Annotated in this window: 14 protein-coding genes and 1 pseudogene; 11 read left to right on the top strand and 4 right to left on the bottom strand. The window is 64.8% G+C overall.

The window, feature by feature from the left end; translation table 11 throughout:
- The first annotated feature begins 54 nt into the window (after window positions 1–54).
- Entirely contained in the window at window positions 55–1,575 is a 1,521-nt protein-coding gene (locus tag Q7U29_RS24555; RefSeq protein ID WP_304745685.1) for a Do family serine endopeptidase, read from the top strand.
- A 198-nt stretch (window positions 1,576–1,773) separates the two neighbouring features.
- Here Q7U29_RS24555 and serB read toward each other — a convergent pair whose 3' ends face one another.
- Window positions 1,774–2,667, bottom strand: a complete 894-nt coding sequence (gene serB, locus Q7U29_RS24550; protein ID WP_304745683.1) for a phosphoserine phosphatase SerB — start codon at window positions 2,665–2,667, stop codon at window positions 1,774–1,776.
- On the opposite strand from serB, the gene miaA reads away from it, so the two are divergent.
- The 7 genes from miaA (at window position 2,645) to ilvC (ending at window position 9,916) form a co-directional block, all read left to right on the top strand.
- Entirely contained in the window at window positions 2,645–3,601 is a 957-nt protein-coding gene (gene miaA / locus Q7U29_RS24545; protein ID WP_304745681.1) for a tRNA (adenosine(37)-N6)-dimethylallyltransferase MiaA, read from the top strand. The two genes, serB and miaA, sit on opposite strands and share 23 nt — an antisense overlap.
- A gap of 408 nt (window positions 3,602–4,009) precedes the next feature.
- Window positions 4,010–5,785: an acetolactate synthase 3 large subunit gene (locus tag Q7U29_RS24540; protein WP_304745679.1), complete on the top strand. Its 1,776-nt coding sequence runs from the start codon at window positions 4,010–4,012 to the stop codon at window positions 5,783–5,785.
- A 13-nt stretch (window positions 5,786–5,798) separates the two neighbouring features.
- Window positions 5,799–6,782 carry a threonine dehydratase gene (locus Q7U29_RS24535; protein ID WP_304745677.1) on the top strand — a complete coding sequence of 328 codons (984 nt, stop codon included), beginning with the start codon at window positions 5,799–5,801 and terminating at the stop codon, window positions 6,780–6,782.
- A gap of 123 nt (window positions 6,783–6,905) precedes the next feature.
- On the top strand, window positions 6,906–7,448 hold the full coding sequence (gene ilvN / locus Q7U29_RS24530; protein ID WP_304745675.1) for an acetolactate synthase small subunit: 543 nt from the start codon (window positions 6,906–6,908) through the stop codon (window positions 7,446–7,448).
- A 4-nt stretch (window positions 7,449–7,452) separates the two neighbouring features.
- Window positions 7,453–8,148 carry a class I SAM-dependent methyltransferase gene (locus tag Q7U29_RS24525; RefSeq protein WP_304745673.1) on the top strand — a complete coding sequence of 232 codons (696 nt, stop codon included), beginning with the start codon at window positions 7,453–7,455 and terminating at the stop codon, window positions 8,146–8,148.
- 1 nt (window position 8,149) lies between these two features.
- Complete coding sequence (locus Q7U29_RS24520; protein ID WP_304745671.1) at window positions 8,150–8,752, top strand: LysE family translocator; 603 nt, start codon at window positions 8,150–8,152, stop codon at window positions 8,750–8,752.
- Between the two features lie 144 nt (window positions 8,753–8,896).
- Window positions 8,897–9,916: a ketol-acid reductoisomerase gene (ilvC, locus tag Q7U29_RS24515; protein WP_304745670.1), complete on the top strand. Its 1,020-nt coding sequence runs from the start codon at window positions 8,897–8,899 to the stop codon at window positions 9,914–9,916.
- A 210-nt stretch (window positions 9,917–10,126) separates the two neighbouring features.
- On the opposite strand, the gene Q7U29_RS24510 is transcribed toward ilvC, so the two are convergent.
- A complete protein-coding gene (locus Q7U29_RS24510; RefSeq protein WP_304745668.1) occupies window positions 10,127–10,249 on the bottom strand; it encodes a hypothetical protein in 123 nt (40 codons plus the stop codon).
- Between Q7U29_RS24510 and Q7U29_RS24505 the strand changes: the two are divergent.
- The 3 genes and pseudogenes from Q7U29_RS24505 to adh all read left to right on the top strand — a co-directional run.
- Window positions 10,236–10,514 (top strand): annotated as a pseudogene (locus Q7U29_RS24505) (methyl-accepting chemotaxis protein); the annotation flags it as partial. The gene Q7U29_RS24510 and the pseudogene Q7U29_RS24505 overlap by 14 nt on opposite strands.
- Window positions 10,515–10,720: 206 nt before the next feature.
- Window positions 10,721–11,689 (top strand): GAF domain-containing protein, encoded by a 969-nt coding sequence (locus Q7U29_RS24500; RefSeq protein ID WP_304745666.1) that lies wholly within the window; start codon window positions 10,721–10,723, stop codon window positions 11,687–11,689.
- A 138-nt stretch (window positions 11,690–11,827) separates the two neighbouring features.
- Window positions 11,828–13,345 (top strand): aldehyde dehydrogenase, encoded by a 1,518-nt coding sequence (adh, locus tag Q7U29_RS24495; protein WP_304745664.1) that lies wholly within the window; start codon window positions 11,828–11,830, stop codon window positions 13,343–13,345.
- Between the two features lie 90 nt (window positions 13,346–13,435).
- Here adh and Q7U29_RS24490 read toward each other — a convergent pair whose 3' ends face one another.
- Both Q7U29_RS24490 and Q7U29_RS24485 read right to left on the bottom strand, forming a co-directional pair.
- The gene (locus Q7U29_RS24490; protein WP_304745663.1) at window positions 13,436–14,530 is read right to left on the bottom strand and encodes a DUF2336 domain-containing protein; all 1,095 of its coding nucleotides are present in this window, start codon (window positions 14,528–14,530) and stop codon (window positions 13,436–13,438) included.
- A 125-nt stretch (window positions 14,531–14,655) separates the two neighbouring features.
- Window positions 14,656–15,537: a DMT family transporter gene (locus Q7U29_RS24485; RefSeq protein WP_304745661.1), complete on the bottom strand. Its 882-nt coding sequence runs from the start codon at window positions 15,535–15,537 to the stop codon at window positions 14,656–14,658.
- Window positions 15,538–15,565 lie beyond the last annotated feature (28 nt).

The raw sequence follows: 15,565 nt of genomic DNA, 5'->3' as shown, positions 1-15,565 counted from the left end.
TTCGGGCGCACTGTGCCCTCCAGATTCCGACCCGTCGCAAAGAGAGAAGCCGATATGACCGGTGCTACTCCATACCCGAGCTATCGCCTGCGCCCCCTGATGGCCGCGATCTGCGCCGCGAGCCTGCTTGCTGCGCCGGTTCTTTCCGGGCCGGCTTTGGCGCGCGGTCCCGACGGCATCGCCGACGTCGCCGAGAAGGTGATCGACGCCGTCGTCAACATCTCGACCTCGCAGACCGTCGAAGCCAAGGGAGGCTCCTCCGGCGGCGAGCGGGGCGCGACGCCGCAACTGCCGCCGGGCTCGCCGTTCGAGGAATTCTTCGACGATTTTTTCAAGAACCGCCGCGGCGGTCCGGGAGGCGGCTCCAAGGGCGGCGAGGCGCAGCCGCGCAAGACCAACTCGCTCGGCTCCGGCTTCATCGTCGACACCGCAGGCATTGCCGTGACCAACAATCACGTCATCGCGGATGCCGACGAGATCAACATCATCATGAACGACGGCACCAAGATCAAGGCCGAGCTGGTCGGCGTCGACAAGAAGACCGATCTCGCGGTGCTGAAGTTCAAGCCGCCGGCCAAACCGCTGGTCGCGGTGAAGTTCGGCGATTCCGAGAAGCTGCGGCTCGGCGAATGGGTAATCGCGATCGGCAATCCCTTCAGCCTCGGCGGCACCGTCACCGCCGGTATCGTTTCGGCGCGCAACCGCGACATCAACACCGGTCCCTATGACAGCTACATCCAGACCGACGCCTCCATCAACCGCGGCAATTCCGGCGGCCCGCTGTTCAACCTCGACGGCGAAGTGGTCGGCGTCAACACGCTGATCATCTCGCCGACCGGCGGCTCGATCGGCATCGGGTTCGCGGTGCCGTCGAAGACCGTGGTCGGCGTGGTGGATTCGCTGCGGCAGTTCGGCGAATTGCGCCGCGGCTGGCTCGGCGTCCGCATCCAGCAGGTCACCGAGGAAATCGCCGAGAGTCTCAGCATCAAGCCGGCGCGCGGCGCCCTGATCGCCGGCGTCGAGGACAAGGGTCCGGCCAAACCGGCCGGCATCGAGCCCGGCGACGTCGTGATCAAATTCGACGGCAAGGACATCAAGGAACCGAAGGACCTGTCGCGCGTGGTGGCCGACACCGCGGTCGGCAAGGAGGTCGACGTCGTCATCATCCGCAAGGGCAAGGAAGAGACCCGCAAGGTCACGCTCGGCCGCCTTGTGGATGACAAGGCGGTGCAGACCGCGGCCAAAACCAAGGACGAGCCCGTCGAGAAGCCGGTGACGCAAAAGGCGCTCGGTCTCGACCTCGCCATCCTCAGCAAGGACCTGCGCACCCGTTACAAGATCAAGGACAGCGTCAAGGGCGTCATCGTCACCGGGGTCGACAGCGGCTCCGACGCCGCCGGGAAGCGGCTCAGCGCCGGCGACGTGATCGTCGAGGTGGCGCAGGAGTCGGTGGCCAGCGCCGCCGACATCAAGAAGCGGGTCGATCAGCTGAAGAAGGACGGCAAGAAATCCGTCCTGCTGCTGGTCTCGAACGCCGAAGGCGAACTGCGCTTCGTGGCGCTGGGCGTACAGTAGGGGGCGCGATGGCGGGGCAACAACAAAGATGTCGTCCCCGCGAACGCGGGGAACCATATCCCCGGTAAGTTATCGCTAAGCGTGATCGTCCAACAAACCCGCTGATAGTCCCCTGCAACAACGCCTGCACGGCGTATGGGTCCCCGCGCCCCGTGCGCAATTGCGCACTAGGCGGGGACGACGTTGAGGGATTGGATATCAGCCCACAAACTCATCCCGGCGATAGCCCTGCGCATACAGCAGCGCCGTGAGATCGCCGTGATCGATCCTGGCCGCGGCAGCCGCCGCCACCGTGGGCTTGGCGTGGTAGGCGACGCCGAGCCCGGCGGACTGGATCATGCCGAGATCGTTGGCGCCGTCGCCGGTCACCAGGGTGTCGATCTCGTCGAGATCGAAGGATTCGCGCAGCTCGATCAGGGTTGCCAGTTTGGCGGCGCGGCCCAGGATCGGCTCGCGGACTTCGCCGGTCAGTTTGCCGTCCTCGACCTTGAGCTCGTTGGCGCGGTTCTCCTGAAATCCGATCCGCTCGGAAACCGCGCCGGTGAACAGGGTAAAGCCGCCCGAGATCAGGCAGGTCCAGGCGCCATGGGCGCGCATGGTCATGACCAGTTCGCGTCCGCCCGGCGTCGCCGTGATGCGCGTCTTCAGCACCTCGTCGACCACGCCGACGGGCAGGCCCTTCAACAGCGCGACGCGCTCACGCAGCGCCGGCTCGAACTCGATTTCGCCGCGCATCGCGCGCTCGGTGATCCCGGCGACATGGGCCTTGAGGCCGGCGAAATCCGCCAGTTCGTCGATGCATTCCTGCCCGATCATGGTGGAATCCATGTCCGCCAGAAAAAGCTTCTTGCGCCGGAAGGCCCGAGGCTGCACGACAATGTCGACAGGCAAATCGCCGCGCGCCTCGCGCAGGCGGGTGACGGCGGCGCCGATATCGTCGTGGCTGCCTTCGAAGGGGATGTCGACCGCCACTTCGTCGAACAGCCATTGCGCCTGTTCGGGCTGGCCAAGAACGGCGCGCGCGCCATCCACCACCGTGCTATCGAGCGCAGGGTCGGCGGGGTTGCAAATGAGCGTGGCGACGAGAGACATCCGGGTGGCTTCACACGTGGAAAATGACAAGGCGGTGCTTATCGCAGGGCCGACCGCCAGCGGCAAGTCGGCGCTCGCGCTCGAACTGGCGCAGAGGACCGGCGGCGTCGTCATCAATGCCGATTCCATGCAGGTCTATCGCGACCTGCGCGTGCTCACGGCGCGGCCGGCGCTGGAGGAGGAGGCGCGGGTGCCGCACCGGCTCTATGGCCATGTCGATGCCGCGGTGAATTTCTCGGCCGGAAGCTGGGTGGCCGATGCGGCCAAGGTGCTGGCGGAAGTGCGCGCGCGAAATCGGCTGCCGATTTTTGCCGGCGGCTCCGGCCTGTATTTCAAGGCGCTGACGCGTGGGCTGTCGGCGGTGCCGCCGATCCCCACGGAGATCCGCGAAAGCGTGCGCGCGCGGCTGGAACGCGACGGCGTCGAGGCACTGCATGCCGAACTGGCGCGGCGCGATCCTGTTACCGCCGAGCGCCTGAAGCCGCGCGATCGCAGCCGCATCGCTCGCGCGCTCGAGGTGATCGAGGCGACCTCGCGCTCGTTGACCGACTGGCACCGCGACGGCCTGCCGCCGCTATTGCCGCCGGACACATTCCGCGCGCTGTTTCTCGCGCCCGACCGCGACCAGCTTTATGCGCGGATCGACGCGCGTTTCGATGCGATGCTTGCGGCCGGCGCGCTTGACGAGGTCGCGGCGCTGGCATCGCGGAAACTCGATTCCCAGCTGCCGGCGATGAAGGCGCATGGCGTGCCGGCCCTGATCCGGCATCTCCACGGCGAGATCGGCCTGGACGAGGCAGCCGAGATCGGCCGCGCCGATACCAGGCATTACGCCAAGCGGCAGTTCACCTGGTTCCGGCATCAATTGCCGGAATTCGAATGGGTGAAGCCGGAGGCGGCAGGGGAGTGGCTAAGCACTCCGACCTCATCCTGAGGAGCCGCGAAGCGGCGTCTCGAAGGATGGGCCACGGGCTCTCATGGTTCGAGACGGCGCAAGGGCGCCTCCTCACCATGAGGGACGGAGAGCGCATGGCTGGAACCAGCAAATTGCGCTCGCCCGGGGCAAAAAACCCCGCTAAGCTGTATTTCTGCGCCGATTGCCCCCGTGGCTTGACTTTTCAGGCTTGGGCAGTATGTTCCGCGCAACCTTTGGGAAGTCCGGGCGGCCAAATGCGTAATATTATTACCAAACTTCTTGTCGTCGTCGTACCCAGGCGCACCGCCGGGGGTGGCTGAGGCCATCCACATTCGGGCGGTGTGCATGGGGCCTCTTGGGCCCCTTTTTATTTTCCCAACAGCCAACTGAAGAAAGCCGCTGACCACAGCGCATCCGGAGCAAGCCATGAGCGACACCAGCCACGATCCGAACCAGATGACCGGCGCAGCGATGATCGTCCGCGCGCTGATCGATCATGGCGTCCAGCACATCTTCGGCTATCCCGGCGGCGCGGTGCTTCCGATCTATGACGAGCTGTTCCAGCAGAGCGACGTCGAGCACATCCTGGTGCGGCACGAGCAGGGCGCCGGCCACGCCGCCGAGGGCTATGCGCGCTCCACCGGCAAGCCGGGCGTGGTGCTGGTGACCTCGGGGCCGGGCGCCACCAACATGGTGACGCCTCTGGCCGACGCGCTGATGGATTCGATCCCGCTGGTGTGCATCACCGGTCAGGTGCCGACCCATCTGATCGGCAATGACGCGTTCCAGGAATGCGACACCGTCGGCATCACCCGGCCCTGCACCAAGCACAACTGGCTGGTGCGCGACGTCAACGATCTGGCCAAAGTGCTGCACGAGGCGTTTTACGTCGCGAGCTCCGGCCGGCCCGGCCCGGTCGTGGTCGACGTGCCGAAGGACGTGCAGTTCGCCACCGGCACCTATCACCCGCCGCGCAAGTCCGACGTTCATCTGTCCTATACGCCGCGGCTGAAGGGCGACGCCGGGCAGATCCGCAAGGCGGTGGCGCTGCTGGCCTCCGCCAGGCGCCCGGTGATCTACAGCGGCGGCGGCGTGGTCAATTCCGGCCCCGAAGCCTCCAGGCTGCTGCGCGAGCTGGTCGAAGTCACCGGCTTCCCCATCACCTCGACGCTGATGGGCCTCGGCGCCTATCCGGCCTCCGGCAAGAACTGGCTCGGCATGCTCGGCATGCACGGCACCTACGAAGCCAACATGGCGATGCATGATTGCGACGTCATGCTGTGCGTCGGCGCGCGCTTCGACGACCGCATCACCGGCCGCACCGATGCGTTCTCGCCGAACTCCAAGAAGATCCACATCGATATCGATCCGTCCTCGATCAACAAGAACATCCGCGTCGACGTTCCGATCATCGGCGATTGCGCCAACGTGCTGGGCGACCTGTTGCAGGTGTTCAAGGCGGAGGCGAAGCGGCCGGATATCAAGCCGTGGTGGCAGGAAGTCGCGAAATGGCGGGCGCGCAACTCGCTGTCGTACAAGAAGAACAGCGATATCATCCTGCCGCAATACGCCATCGAGCGGCTGTTCGAAATGACGCGCGGGCGCGATACCTACATCACGACAGAGGTCGGCCAGCACCAGATGTGGGCGGCGCAGTTCTTCGGCTTCGAGGAACCGCACCGCTGGATGACCTCGGGCGGATTGGGCACCATGGGCTACGGCCTGCCGGCGGCGGTCGGCGTTCAGGTCGCGCACCCGAACAGCCTCGTGATCGACATCGCCGGCGATGCCTCGGTGCAGATGACGATGCAGGAGATGTCGACGGCCATCCAGTATGAACTGCCGATCAAGATCTTCATCCTGAACAACCAGTATATGGGCATGGTGCGGCAGTGGCAGCAGTTGCTGCACGGCAACCGGCTGTCGCACACCTATTCCGAAGCGCTGCCGGATTTCGTCAAGCTGGCGGACGCCTTCGGCTGCGTCGGCATCCGCGCGACCAAACCCGGCGACCTCGACGGCGCCATCCAGGAGATGATCGACGTCAGGCGCCCGGTGCTGTTCGACTGCCGGGTGGCGGCGCTGGAAAACTGCTTCCCGATGATCCCCTCCGGCAAGGCGCATAACGAAATGCTGCTGCCGGCGGAAGCCAACGACGAAGCCACCGCCGCCGCCTTCGCCGGCGGCAAGGCGCTGGTGTAAAGGCAGGCCGCCGATGTTTGACCTGCAGCAACTGGAACACGCCCACGGCGTCGTCGGCGCGGCGATGGCGCCGACGCCGGCGCTGGCGTGGCCGTTGCTGTCGGAGCGGCTCGGCGCCGATGTCATCGTCAAGCACGAGAACCACACGCCGATTGGCGCATTCAAGGTGCGCGGCGGGCTGGTCTATCTCGATCGCCTGAAGCATGAGGCGCCCGACACCATCGGCATCATCTCGGCCACGCGCGGCAATCACGGCCAGAGCCTGGCCTATGCCGCGGGCCGTTACCGCATGCCGGTGACGATCTACGTGCCCCAGGGCAATTCCGTCGAGAAAAATAACTCGATGCGGGCGCTCGGCGCCGATCTCGTCGAGCATGGCGAGGATTTCCAGGCCGCGCGCGAGGAAGCGATTCGCCGCGCCGCTGCCACGGGATTTCATATCGTGCCGGCGTTTCACCGCAATCTGGTGCTGGGCGTCGCGACCTACGCGCTCGAACTGTTCCGGAAGGCCGGGGATATCGACGTGCTCTACGTGCCGATCGGGCAGGGCTCCGGCGTCTGCGGCTGCATCCTGGCGCGCGACCTCCTCGGCCTCAGAACCGAAATCGTCGGCGTGCAATCGACCGAAGCGCCGTCCTACGCGCTGTCCTTTGCGGCCGGCACGGTCGTGACCACCGAGAGCAGCAATACGCTGGCGGATGGCATGGCGACGCGCGTGCCCGATCCGGATGCACTCGCGATCATCCGCAAGGGCTGCTCGCGCATCGTGCAGGTCAGCGACGACGAGGTCGCGAGCGCGATCCGCGCCTACTGGACCGATACGCACAATCTCGCCGAAGGCGCCGGCGCCGCGGCGCTCGCCGCCGCGCTGCAGGAACGGGCAAAACTCCGCGGCAAGCGGGTCGGCCTGATCCTGAGCGGCGGCAATATCGATTTTGAGTTGTTTCGTAGTTGGGTCATGCCGGAAACGGTTTCGGCTCAACGGATGGCGGTGTGAGAAGCAGAGAGCCGTCATGGCCGGGCTTGTCCCGGCCATCCACGTCTGATCTGCGCAACAGGAAGCAAGACGTGGATGCCCGGGACAAGCCCGGGCATGACGAGGGACCTACGAGGACTTGAAATGAACCAGCCCGCATCCGCCTATTTCATGGAAGAGCGCCACGATCCAATCGAGACGCACACGCTCTCGGTGCTGGTGCAGAACGAGCCGGGCGTGCTGGCGCGCGTCATCGGGCTGTTCTCCGGCCGCGGCTACAATATCGAAAGCCTCACCGTCTCGGAAACCGAGAACCAGAAACACGTCTCCCGCATCACCATCGTCACCACGGGCACGCCGATGGTGATCGAACAGATCAAGCATCAACTCGATCGCATGATTCCGGTCTACCGCGTCGTCGACATGACGCTGACGGGCCGCTCGATCGAGCGCGAGCTGGCGATGGTGAAGCTGCGCGGCACCGGCGAGCACCGGGTCGAGGCGCTGCGCCTCGCCGAGGCATTTCGCGCCCGCGTCATCGACGCTACCATCGAGAGTTTCGTGTTCGAGATCACCGGCAACTCCGCCAAGATCAACCAGTTCATCGACCTGATGCGCCCGCTCGGCCTCGTCGAGGTTTCGCGCACCGGCGTCGCCGCCATCGTTCGCGGGCCCGAGGGGATGTGAGGCCATGCTGGCGCGCGACTGGTACTACACGCAACGGCGTCGCCTCGGACTGGATTCCGCGGTCGCCTCGATCTACGACCGCCACGACAACAGCGACGTTCGCACCCGCGCGGCGCTGTCCATGCTCGGCGTGCAGCGCGGCTGGCGGGTGGCCGATATCGGCTGCGGCAACGGCGTGCTGGCGGTCGAGGCGGCGCTGATGGGCGCCGACGTCGATGCCATCGACATTTCGCCGGCGATGCTGGCGCTGGCCAAAATCCAGGCCAGCGACCGCAAGGTCGCGCTCCGGACCCAGCCCGCGGGCCTGCTGAGTTTTGCCTACCAGCCCAATTCATATGATCTGATCGTCAGCGAATTCGCGCTGCATCACCTGCCCGATTTCTGGAAAGCGGTGGCGCTGGCGCGAATCTATGCCGCGCTGAAACCGGGCGCGAATTTCTACCTGCGCGACATCGTGTTCGTCAGCATGCCCGACGGCGTCGACCGCGACGTCGAGGCATGGGCCGATTTCAGCATCAAGAACCACGAGTTCGATCGCGACAGCGTCGTCACCCACATGCGCGACGAATATTCCACCTTCGGCTGGGTGATCGAGCGCATGCTGACCGACGTCGGCTTCACGCTGGTGTCGGCCGATTACCACGCGCCGCTGCACGGCACCTATCTGCTGCGCAAGCCGAAACCCGGCGAGCAGGGCTAGCGTGTCGCAGTCGCTGCTGATCGCCTTCGTGATTTTCGCCACCGTGATGTTCTTCACGCCGGGGCCGAACAACATCATGCTGCTGTCGTCGGGGCTGACCTATGGCTTCCGCCGCACGCTGCCGCATGTCGCGGGCATCACCATCGGCTTTGCCTTCATGATCGGGGCCGTGGGCCTTGGCCTCGGCACCATCTTCATCACCTATCCGGTGCTGCAGGCGATCCTCAAATATGCCGGGGTCGCCTATCTGATTTATCTCGCCGTCCATATCGCGATGTCCGGACCGACCACACCGGACCAGGACAATGCGCGCGGGCCGATGACGTTCTGGGGCGCGGCCATGTTCCAGTGGATCAACGTCAAGGGCTGGGTGATGGTGATCGGCACCATCACCGCCTATGCCGGCATTGCCGGCTTTCCCTGGAATATCGTCATCCAGGTCCTGCTCAGCCTGCTCCTGGGAACATTGTCCTGTTCGGCCTGGGCGCTGTTCGGCAGCGGGCTGCGGCCGATCCTGACCTCGCCCCGGGCGGTGCGGGCCTTCAACATCGTCATGGCGCTATTGCTGCTGGCCTCGCTCTACCCGGTGTTCATGGACGCATGATGCCGCACCGGGCCATGCAGAAACGGATTTCCCCTGAGGGGGAAAATGCTCTAGACAACCCCGGAAATTCGCGGGCGACCGGCGGTCCTGACCACCTAAAAGCCTGATTAACCGGCCGATCTGGCCACCTATGAGGGAACGACCATGCGTGTTTATTACGATCGCGACGCCGACCTGAACCTGATCAAGGGCAAGAAGGTCTGCATCGTCGGCTATGGCAGCCAGGGCCACGCCCATGCGCTGAACCTGAAGGATTCCGGCGTCAAGGACGTCGCGATCGCGCTGCGCAAGGGATCGGCCTCCGCCCAGAAGGCGGAAGCCGCCGGCTTCAAGGTGATGGAAGTCGCCGAAGCCGCCAAATGGGCCGACCTGATGATGATGCTGACCCCCGACGAATTGCAGGGTGACATCTATCGCGAGCACATGCACGACAACATGAAGAAGGGCGCCGCCCTGGTGTTCGCGCACGGCCTCAACGTCCACTTCAACCTGCTCGATCCGCGCGCCGATCTCGACGTGCTGATGATCGCGCCGAAGGGCCCGGGCCATACCGTGCGCTCGGAATACCAGCGCGGCGGCGGCGTGCCCTGCCTGATCGCGATCGCCAAGGACGTTTCGGGCAACGCCCACGACCTCGGCCTCAGCTACGCCTCGGCAATCGGCGGTGGCCGTGCCGGCATCATCGAGACCTCGTTCAGGGAAGAATGCGAAACCGATCTGTTCGGCGAGCAGGTGGTGCTGTGCGGCGGCCTGGTCGAGCTGATCAAGGGCGGCTACGAGACCCTGGTGGAAGCCGGCTATGCGCCCGAGATGGCGTATTTCGAGTGCCTGCACGAAGTGAAGCTGATCGTCGACCTGATCTATGAAGGCGGCATCGCCAACATGAACTACTCGATCTCCAACACCGCCGAATACGGCGAATACGTCACCGGCCCGCGTATCGTCACCGCCGAGACAAAGGCCGAGATGAAGCGCGTGCTGGCGGACATCCAGGGCGGCAAGTTCGCCCGCGACTGGATGCTGGAGAACAAGGTCAACCAGACCTCGTTCAAGGCCACCCGCGCCAAGCTGGCGCAGCACCCGATCGAGGAAGTCGGCGCCAAGCTCCGCGACATGATGCCGTGGATCAAGAAGGGCGCGCTGGTCGACAAGACCAAGAACTGAGGTGGCTATCAGGATCTGCAGCGCACTTGCGGTGCGCTGCAGATCCCGGATCTATCGTCGTCCCGGCGAACGCCGGGACCCATAATCCCGGTCGTTCGTGGTTGCGACAAGGTCGTCCAACAGCATCTCTTCATCGAGAGATCACGCGGTATGGGTCCCGGCGTTCGCCGGGACGACGTTGAGGGAGCGTACACGCAGGTCCCGCAGCCCCTACTTCTCTATCTTGTTGTGCAGCTGCCAGAAGCGCATCGTCCGCTGCGCGGTTTCCATCGACAGCTTGCGGTAGTCGCGCTGCGCCAGCGCCAGCGATTGTTCATTGATCGGCGCCGGCATCGGCCAGATTTCGGAGATCTCGTCGACCATCGCATCCGCGGTCGAGGAGCAGGGCGCCGCCACCCAGGAAGTCGCCCGTAACGTCCAGCAGGCGGCTCAAGGCACCCAGCAGGTTTCGTCGAACATCACCGACGTGCAACGCGGCGCCAGCGAGACCGGGTCGGCATCGTCGCAGGTTCTGACGTCGGCGCAGTCGCTTTCGTTCGAAAGCAACCGCCTCAAGCAGGAGGTCGGCAGGTTCCTGGATACGGTGCGCGCGGCCTGAGCGATCGATTACGCCGGCTTCGCCGTCGCAATTTGCCTTGCCAACCCGGTGTTCAGGTCGCGCCGTCATCGACGGCGCCGCCGGGTCTTGGTCTTCCGACGAATTGACAAGGCGGCGGCGTCCCGGAATACCTTGCCGGCCGTGAAGTTGGCGGATCGCAAGATCGACAAGACCGACAAGCGTGAATCCGAATTCGGGAGGAGCAAATGCCGGCAAATTCAACTGCCTGTCACGCCGATCGCATCCAGGCTGCCATTGCTTCGAACGGCGCAGCCAAATCCGCGCTGATCGCCTCCTGGCGTAGGTCCTCCAGCCTGCACGGGCTCGATCCGGCCGAAAGGAAAGCGCCTGACCGGCTGACCGATTCCGAACTTCGGAGGGCTCGGCAACAGATCGAGCCCCTCGTCCAGGCCGCCCAGCCGAGTCTCGACAGGCTCTACCTTGCGGTCGGGGGCGTCGGCTGTTGCGTGCTGCTGGCCGACCGGCAAGGTGTCCCTGTCGAACGGCGCGGTGCGCCTGGCGACGATGCGACGTTCTGTTCCTGGGGGCTGTGGCCGGGCGCAATCTGGAGCGAGGAGCGCGAAGGCACCAACGGCATCGGTACGTGCCTGGCCGAGCAACGCACCATGACCATCCACCGCGACCAGCATTTTCACACGCGCAACACCCTGCTGAGTTGCACCACCGCCCCGATTTTCGACCATGAAGGACATCTCATCGCCGCGCTCGACGTGTCGTCCTGCCGGGCCGATCTGACCGAGGGATTCGTCAATCTCATTGCGGTGGCGGTGAGCGATGCGGCATCGCGGATCGAGGCCGAATATTTTCGTCTGGCCTACCCGCAGGCGCGCATTCTCGATGTTCCCGTCGCCGACAAGGCGGCAAGAGCCCTGATTGCAGTCGACGCGGATGATCTCGTCATCGGAGCCACCCGCGCGGCCCGTCAGGCACTCGGGATTTCGCAGGCATGCCTGCGGAAATCGCCGCCCGCAGCCGATCTTCTCGGCCCCTCTAGCCGGGGATCGGAGAACCTTGCCGCCGCCGAGCGCGGGGTGTTGCAGCGGGCGCTTGCGCGCACGGACGGCAATGTCACAGCCGCGGCGGGAGCGCTGGGCATGAGCCGCGCTACGCTGTACCGGAAGCTGCAGCGCCTCGACCTTCAGCGCGCCCACTGAGATTTATCCCTTCGACCGTCTCAGGACTGAGACAGTTGCGCCGGCGATCCGGTTTCGAGGGGCTGACAACAAGGCCCTGGTCCGACATGCCTCAGTCAAAGCGCCGCATCAAGCGCCGCTCTTTGCAGGAGGATGACCGTGAACAAGGTAGAATTTTCGCGCACCACCAAGATTCCTTTCGAAAAGCGCTACGGCAACTTCATCGGCGGCAAGTGGGTCGAGCCGCGTGCCGGCAGGTACTTCGAAAACTTCTCTCCCGTGAATGGCCGCCTGCTTTGCGAAGTGGCCCGCTCGGACGCCGGCGATGTCGAGGCGGCGCTCGACGCCGCCCATGCGGCCCGGGAGGCATGGGGTCGCACCAGCGTCGCGGAACGCGCGATCATTCTCAACAAGATCGCCGATCGCATGGAGGAAAATCTCGACCTGCTCGCGCTGGCGGAAACCTGGGACAACGGCAAGCCCATTCGCGAGACCACCGCGGCCGACGTGCCGCTCGCGATCGATCATATCCGCTACTTCGCCGGCGCCATTCGAGGACAGGAGGGCAGCCTCTCCGAGATCGACCACGATACGGTCGCCTATCACTTCCACGAACCGCTCGGCGTGGTCGGCCAGATCATTCCCTGGAACTTTCCGCTGCTGATGGCATGCTGGAAGCTGGCTCCCGCGATTGCCGCGGGCAACTGCGTGGTGCTGAAACCGGCCGAGCAGACTCCGGCTTCGATCCTGGTCTGGGCGGACCTGATCGGCGATCTGCTGCCGGCCGGCGTCCTCAACATCGTGAGCGGTTTCGGTCTTGAGGCCGGCAAGCCGCTCGCCTCGAGCCAGCGGATCGCCAAGATTGCCTTCACGGGCGAAACCAGCACGGGCCGGCTGATCATGCAGTATGCCAGCCAGAACCTGATTCCGGTGACGCTCGAACTCGGCGGCAAATCGCCCAACATCTTCTTCAGCGACGTGACGGCGGAGGACGACGATTTTCTGGACAAGGCGATCGAAGGTTTCGTGATGTTCGCGTTCAACCAGGGCGAAGTCTGCACCTGCCCGAGCAGAGCGCTGATCCACGAGTCGATCTACGACCGCTTCATGGAGCGGGCGCTCAAGCGCGTGCAGGCGATCGTCCAGGGCGACCCGCTCGATCCGGCTACCATGCTCGGCGCGCAGGCCTCCTCGGAGCAGCTCGAGAAGATCCTGTCGTATTTCGATATAGGCCGGCGGGAGGGCGCCGAGGTGCTGACGGGTGGCTCGCGCAACGAACTGCCGGGCGATCTCGCCGGCGGCTATTACGTCAAGCCGACGGTTTTCCGCGGTCACAACAAGATGCGGATATTCCAGGAGGAGATCTTCGGGCCGGTTGTCTCCGTCACCACTTTCAAGGATGACGAGGAGGCGCTCGCAATCGCCAACGATACCCATTACGGCCTTGGCGCAGGCGTATGGACGCGCGACGCCAATCGCGCCTACCGCTTCGGCCGCGCCATCCAGGCCGGCCGGGTGTGGACAAACTGCTACCACGCCTATCCCGCGCATGCGGCGTTCGGCGGTTACAAGCAGTCCGGCATCGGACGCGAAAACCACAAGATGATGCTCGACCATTACCAGCAGACGAAGAATTTGCTCGTCAGCTACAGCGCCAGGAAGCTCGGCTTCTTCTGATCGTCTCCCCGGACTGGCCGACGCGGTCGCTTGTGTCCGCGTCGGTCATTTTCCTTGTGGAGGGTTCTGGAAGGCAGGGCTTCGGCCACGCTACTTCTCGATCTTGTTGTGCAGCTGCCAGAAGCGCACCGTGCGCTGCGCGGTTTCCATCGACAGTTTGCGGTAGTCGCGCTGCGCCAGCGCCAGCGTCTGGGCGTTGATCGGCGCCGGCATCGGCCGGTTGCGAAGGATGCTCTCGACGCTCGGCCAGTTCAGGCGGGCTGACCGGCAGGGAATCAGGATCAGGTCGGCGCGGGGCCCCTCCAGCAGCCGCGCCATCATTTCGGTCGGCGCGTCGTTGAGAACGGCGAGAGAGACGATCACCTCATCGAATTTTCCGGCTTCGGCGAACAGGAAGACGGCGGCGTCGTCGAGCTCGTTCAGTTCCTTCTTCAGCTTGATGAACTTCTCGGTGGGACCGAAATCCCGCGTCGACGAATTATCCTCGTCGTCTTCGCCGAGGATCGATTGCAGCACCCGCTTGATCTCCTCCCGCAGTTCCGGCGACGCGATCGCCGCCAGCTTGGCGCGCACTGCGCCACTGGCGCGCCGCAACAGGTCGCGCAGGAACTTGATCGGAAGGTCGATGCGCAGCCCGAGGATCTCGGTGAGTTCGTCATCGCCGCCGGCCCGCGCCACGATGCCGGTGTAGCCGGCCTCGGAAATGCGCGCGCTCGCATTGGTGGCGAGCTTCTTGATGACCTTGTGCTCGCCGCGATCGATGATCACGTCGGTGACGGCTTCGGGCAGATTGCTGCGGCCCGAGATCGCCAGCAGGTGGTCCTGCCCCTTCTTGCGCGCGATCTCCACCAGCGTGCTGGTCTTGAGGCGGGTGGACTGCGCCAGCACGTCGCCAGCCACGGCGATTTCGTCATCCCATGCCAGGTGCTGAATCACTCCCGGCGGCGCGAACGCAACCGGCGCCAGGCGCTTGCCGAAATCGGCCCTGGCGCGGCTTTCGACACGGGCGATCAGCAGGCACATGACGTCGTCAAAGACCTTGACCTGATCCTCGTTGAGGCGCGCGCCATCATTCAGGAACAGGTTGGTCACCTGTCGAAGCGTTTCGACCCGCTCCGCGGGCGAGCCGGTTCTGACGGCGTCCTCGAGTTCGGCGATGATGGATTGATCCGCCTGTAGCGCCATCGTTTCCGGAGCGATCTGTTGGTGTTGCAGGAATGGAAACCGCACAATGGCCGCCGCGGCCCTACATCAGCGTTAAGTTGGAACTCCGTAGAAATACAGGGCGCGGCCGCCGGCGGGACGTACCATCAGCCTGCCGCTCGATCCTGGCTGGCGAATTTTCGCGCGCCCACCACGCACAGGATGACGGCGAGGGTGACGACCAGCATCATCCAGGTCACGGGTTCATGCAGCAGCGTGGCCGCCAGCGCCAGACCGAAGAAGGGTTGCAGCAATTGCAATTGGCCGACGGCGGCGATGCCGCCCTGGGCAAGGCCGCGATACCAGAAGACGAAACCGATCAACATACTGAACAGCGAGACATAGGCGAGGCCAAGCCAGGCCGGCCACGCGATGCCGGAAAAGCTCGGCGGCATGCAGTAAATCAGCAGCGCGATCATCGCTGGCAGCGACAGCACGAGCGCCCAGGAGATCACCTGCCAGCCGCCGAGCGTGCGGGAAAGCTTCGCGCCCTCGGCATAGCCGAGCCCGCAGACGATGATGGCGGCCAGCATCAAGGCATCGCCGGTAGCGGACGCCGTCAGCCCCTGCATCAGTGCGAAGCCGGCCACCAATGCGCTGCCGAGCGCGGAGAATATCCAGAATGCGGGCTTCGGCCGCTCGCCGCCGCGCAGCACGCCGAAGATCGCCGTCGATAGAGGCAGCAGTCCGATGAAGACGATGGAGTGCGCCGAGCTGATGTGCTGCAGCGCCAGTGCCGTCAGCAAGGGAAAGCCGACCACGACGCCGAGGGCGACGATCACGAGCGAGACGAGATCGCCGCGCGAGGGGCGCTTTTCCCTGAACAGTAACAGCAGGCCGAGCGCCAGCACGCCGGCGATCGCGGCGCGCGCGACCGTCAGAAAGACCGGGTCGAACTGGATCACCGCAACGCGCGTGGCCGGGAGCGATCCGCTGAAGATCACCATCCCGATGAATCCATTGATCCATCCGCTCGCCATCCGGTCCATCTGAAAACCCCAGTGATCGACCTTATCA

The sequence above is a fragment of the Bradyrhizobium sp. genome, assembly GCF_030654605.1.
Classification (GTDB): Bacteria; Pseudomonadota; Alphaproteobacteria; order Rhizobiales; family Xanthobacteraceae; genus Bradyrhizobium.
Note: the sequence above shows the minus strand (reverse complement) of the source record. Positions and strands in the feature narration are given on the sequence as shown.

What these genes read in the sequence shown, in the direction of transcription:
- Q7U29_RS24555 (WP_304745685.1), top strand. Translation starts at nt 55, where the DNA reads ATGACCGGTGCTACTCCATACCCGAGCTATCGCCTGCGCCCCCTGATG.
- Q7U29_RS24525 (WP_304745673.1), top strand. Translation starts at nt 7,453, where the DNA reads ATGCTGGCGCGCGACTGGTACTACACGCAACGGCGTCGCCTCGGACTG.
- Q7U29_RS24540 (WP_304745679.1), top strand. Translation starts at nt 4,010, where the DNA reads ATGAGCGACACCAGCCACGATCCGAACCAGATGACCGGCGCAGCGATG.
- Q7U29_RS24510 (WP_304745668.1), bottom strand. Translation starts at nt 10,249, where the DNA reads ATGCCGGCGCCGATCAATGAACAATCGCTGGCGCTGGCGCAGCGCGAC.
- serB (WP_304745683.1), bottom strand. Translation starts at nt 2,667, where the DNA reads ATGTCTCTCGTCGCCACGCTCATTTGCAACCCCGCCGACCCTGCGCTC.
- Q7U29_RS24485 (WP_304745661.1), bottom strand. Translation starts at nt 15,537, where the DNA reads ATGGACCGGATGGCGAGCGGATGGATCAATGGATTCATCGGGATGGTG.
- Q7U29_RS24500 (WP_304745666.1), top strand. Translation starts at nt 10,721, where the DNA reads ATGCCGGCAAATTCAACTGCCTGTCACGCCGATCGCATCCAGGCTGCC.
- ilvC (WP_304745670.1), top strand. Translation starts at nt 8,897, where the DNA reads ATGCGTGTTTATTACGATCGCGACGCCGACCTGAACCTGATCAAGGGC.
- miaA (WP_304745681.1), top strand. Translation starts at nt 2,645, where the DNA reads ATGAGCGTGGCGACGAGAGACATCCGGGTGGCTTCACACGTGGAAAAT.
- ilvN (WP_304745675.1), top strand. Translation starts at nt 6,906, where the DNA reads ATGAACCAGCCCGCATCCGCCTATTTCATGGAAGAGCGCCACGATCCA.
- Q7U29_RS24490 (WP_304745663.1), bottom strand. Translation starts at nt 14,530, where the DNA reads ATGGCGCTACAGGCGGATCAATCCATCATCGCCGAACTCGAGGACGCC.
- Q7U29_RS24535 (WP_304745677.1), top strand. Translation starts at nt 5,799, where the DNA reads ATGTTTGACCTGCAGCAACTGGAACACGCCCACGGCGTCGTCGGCGCG.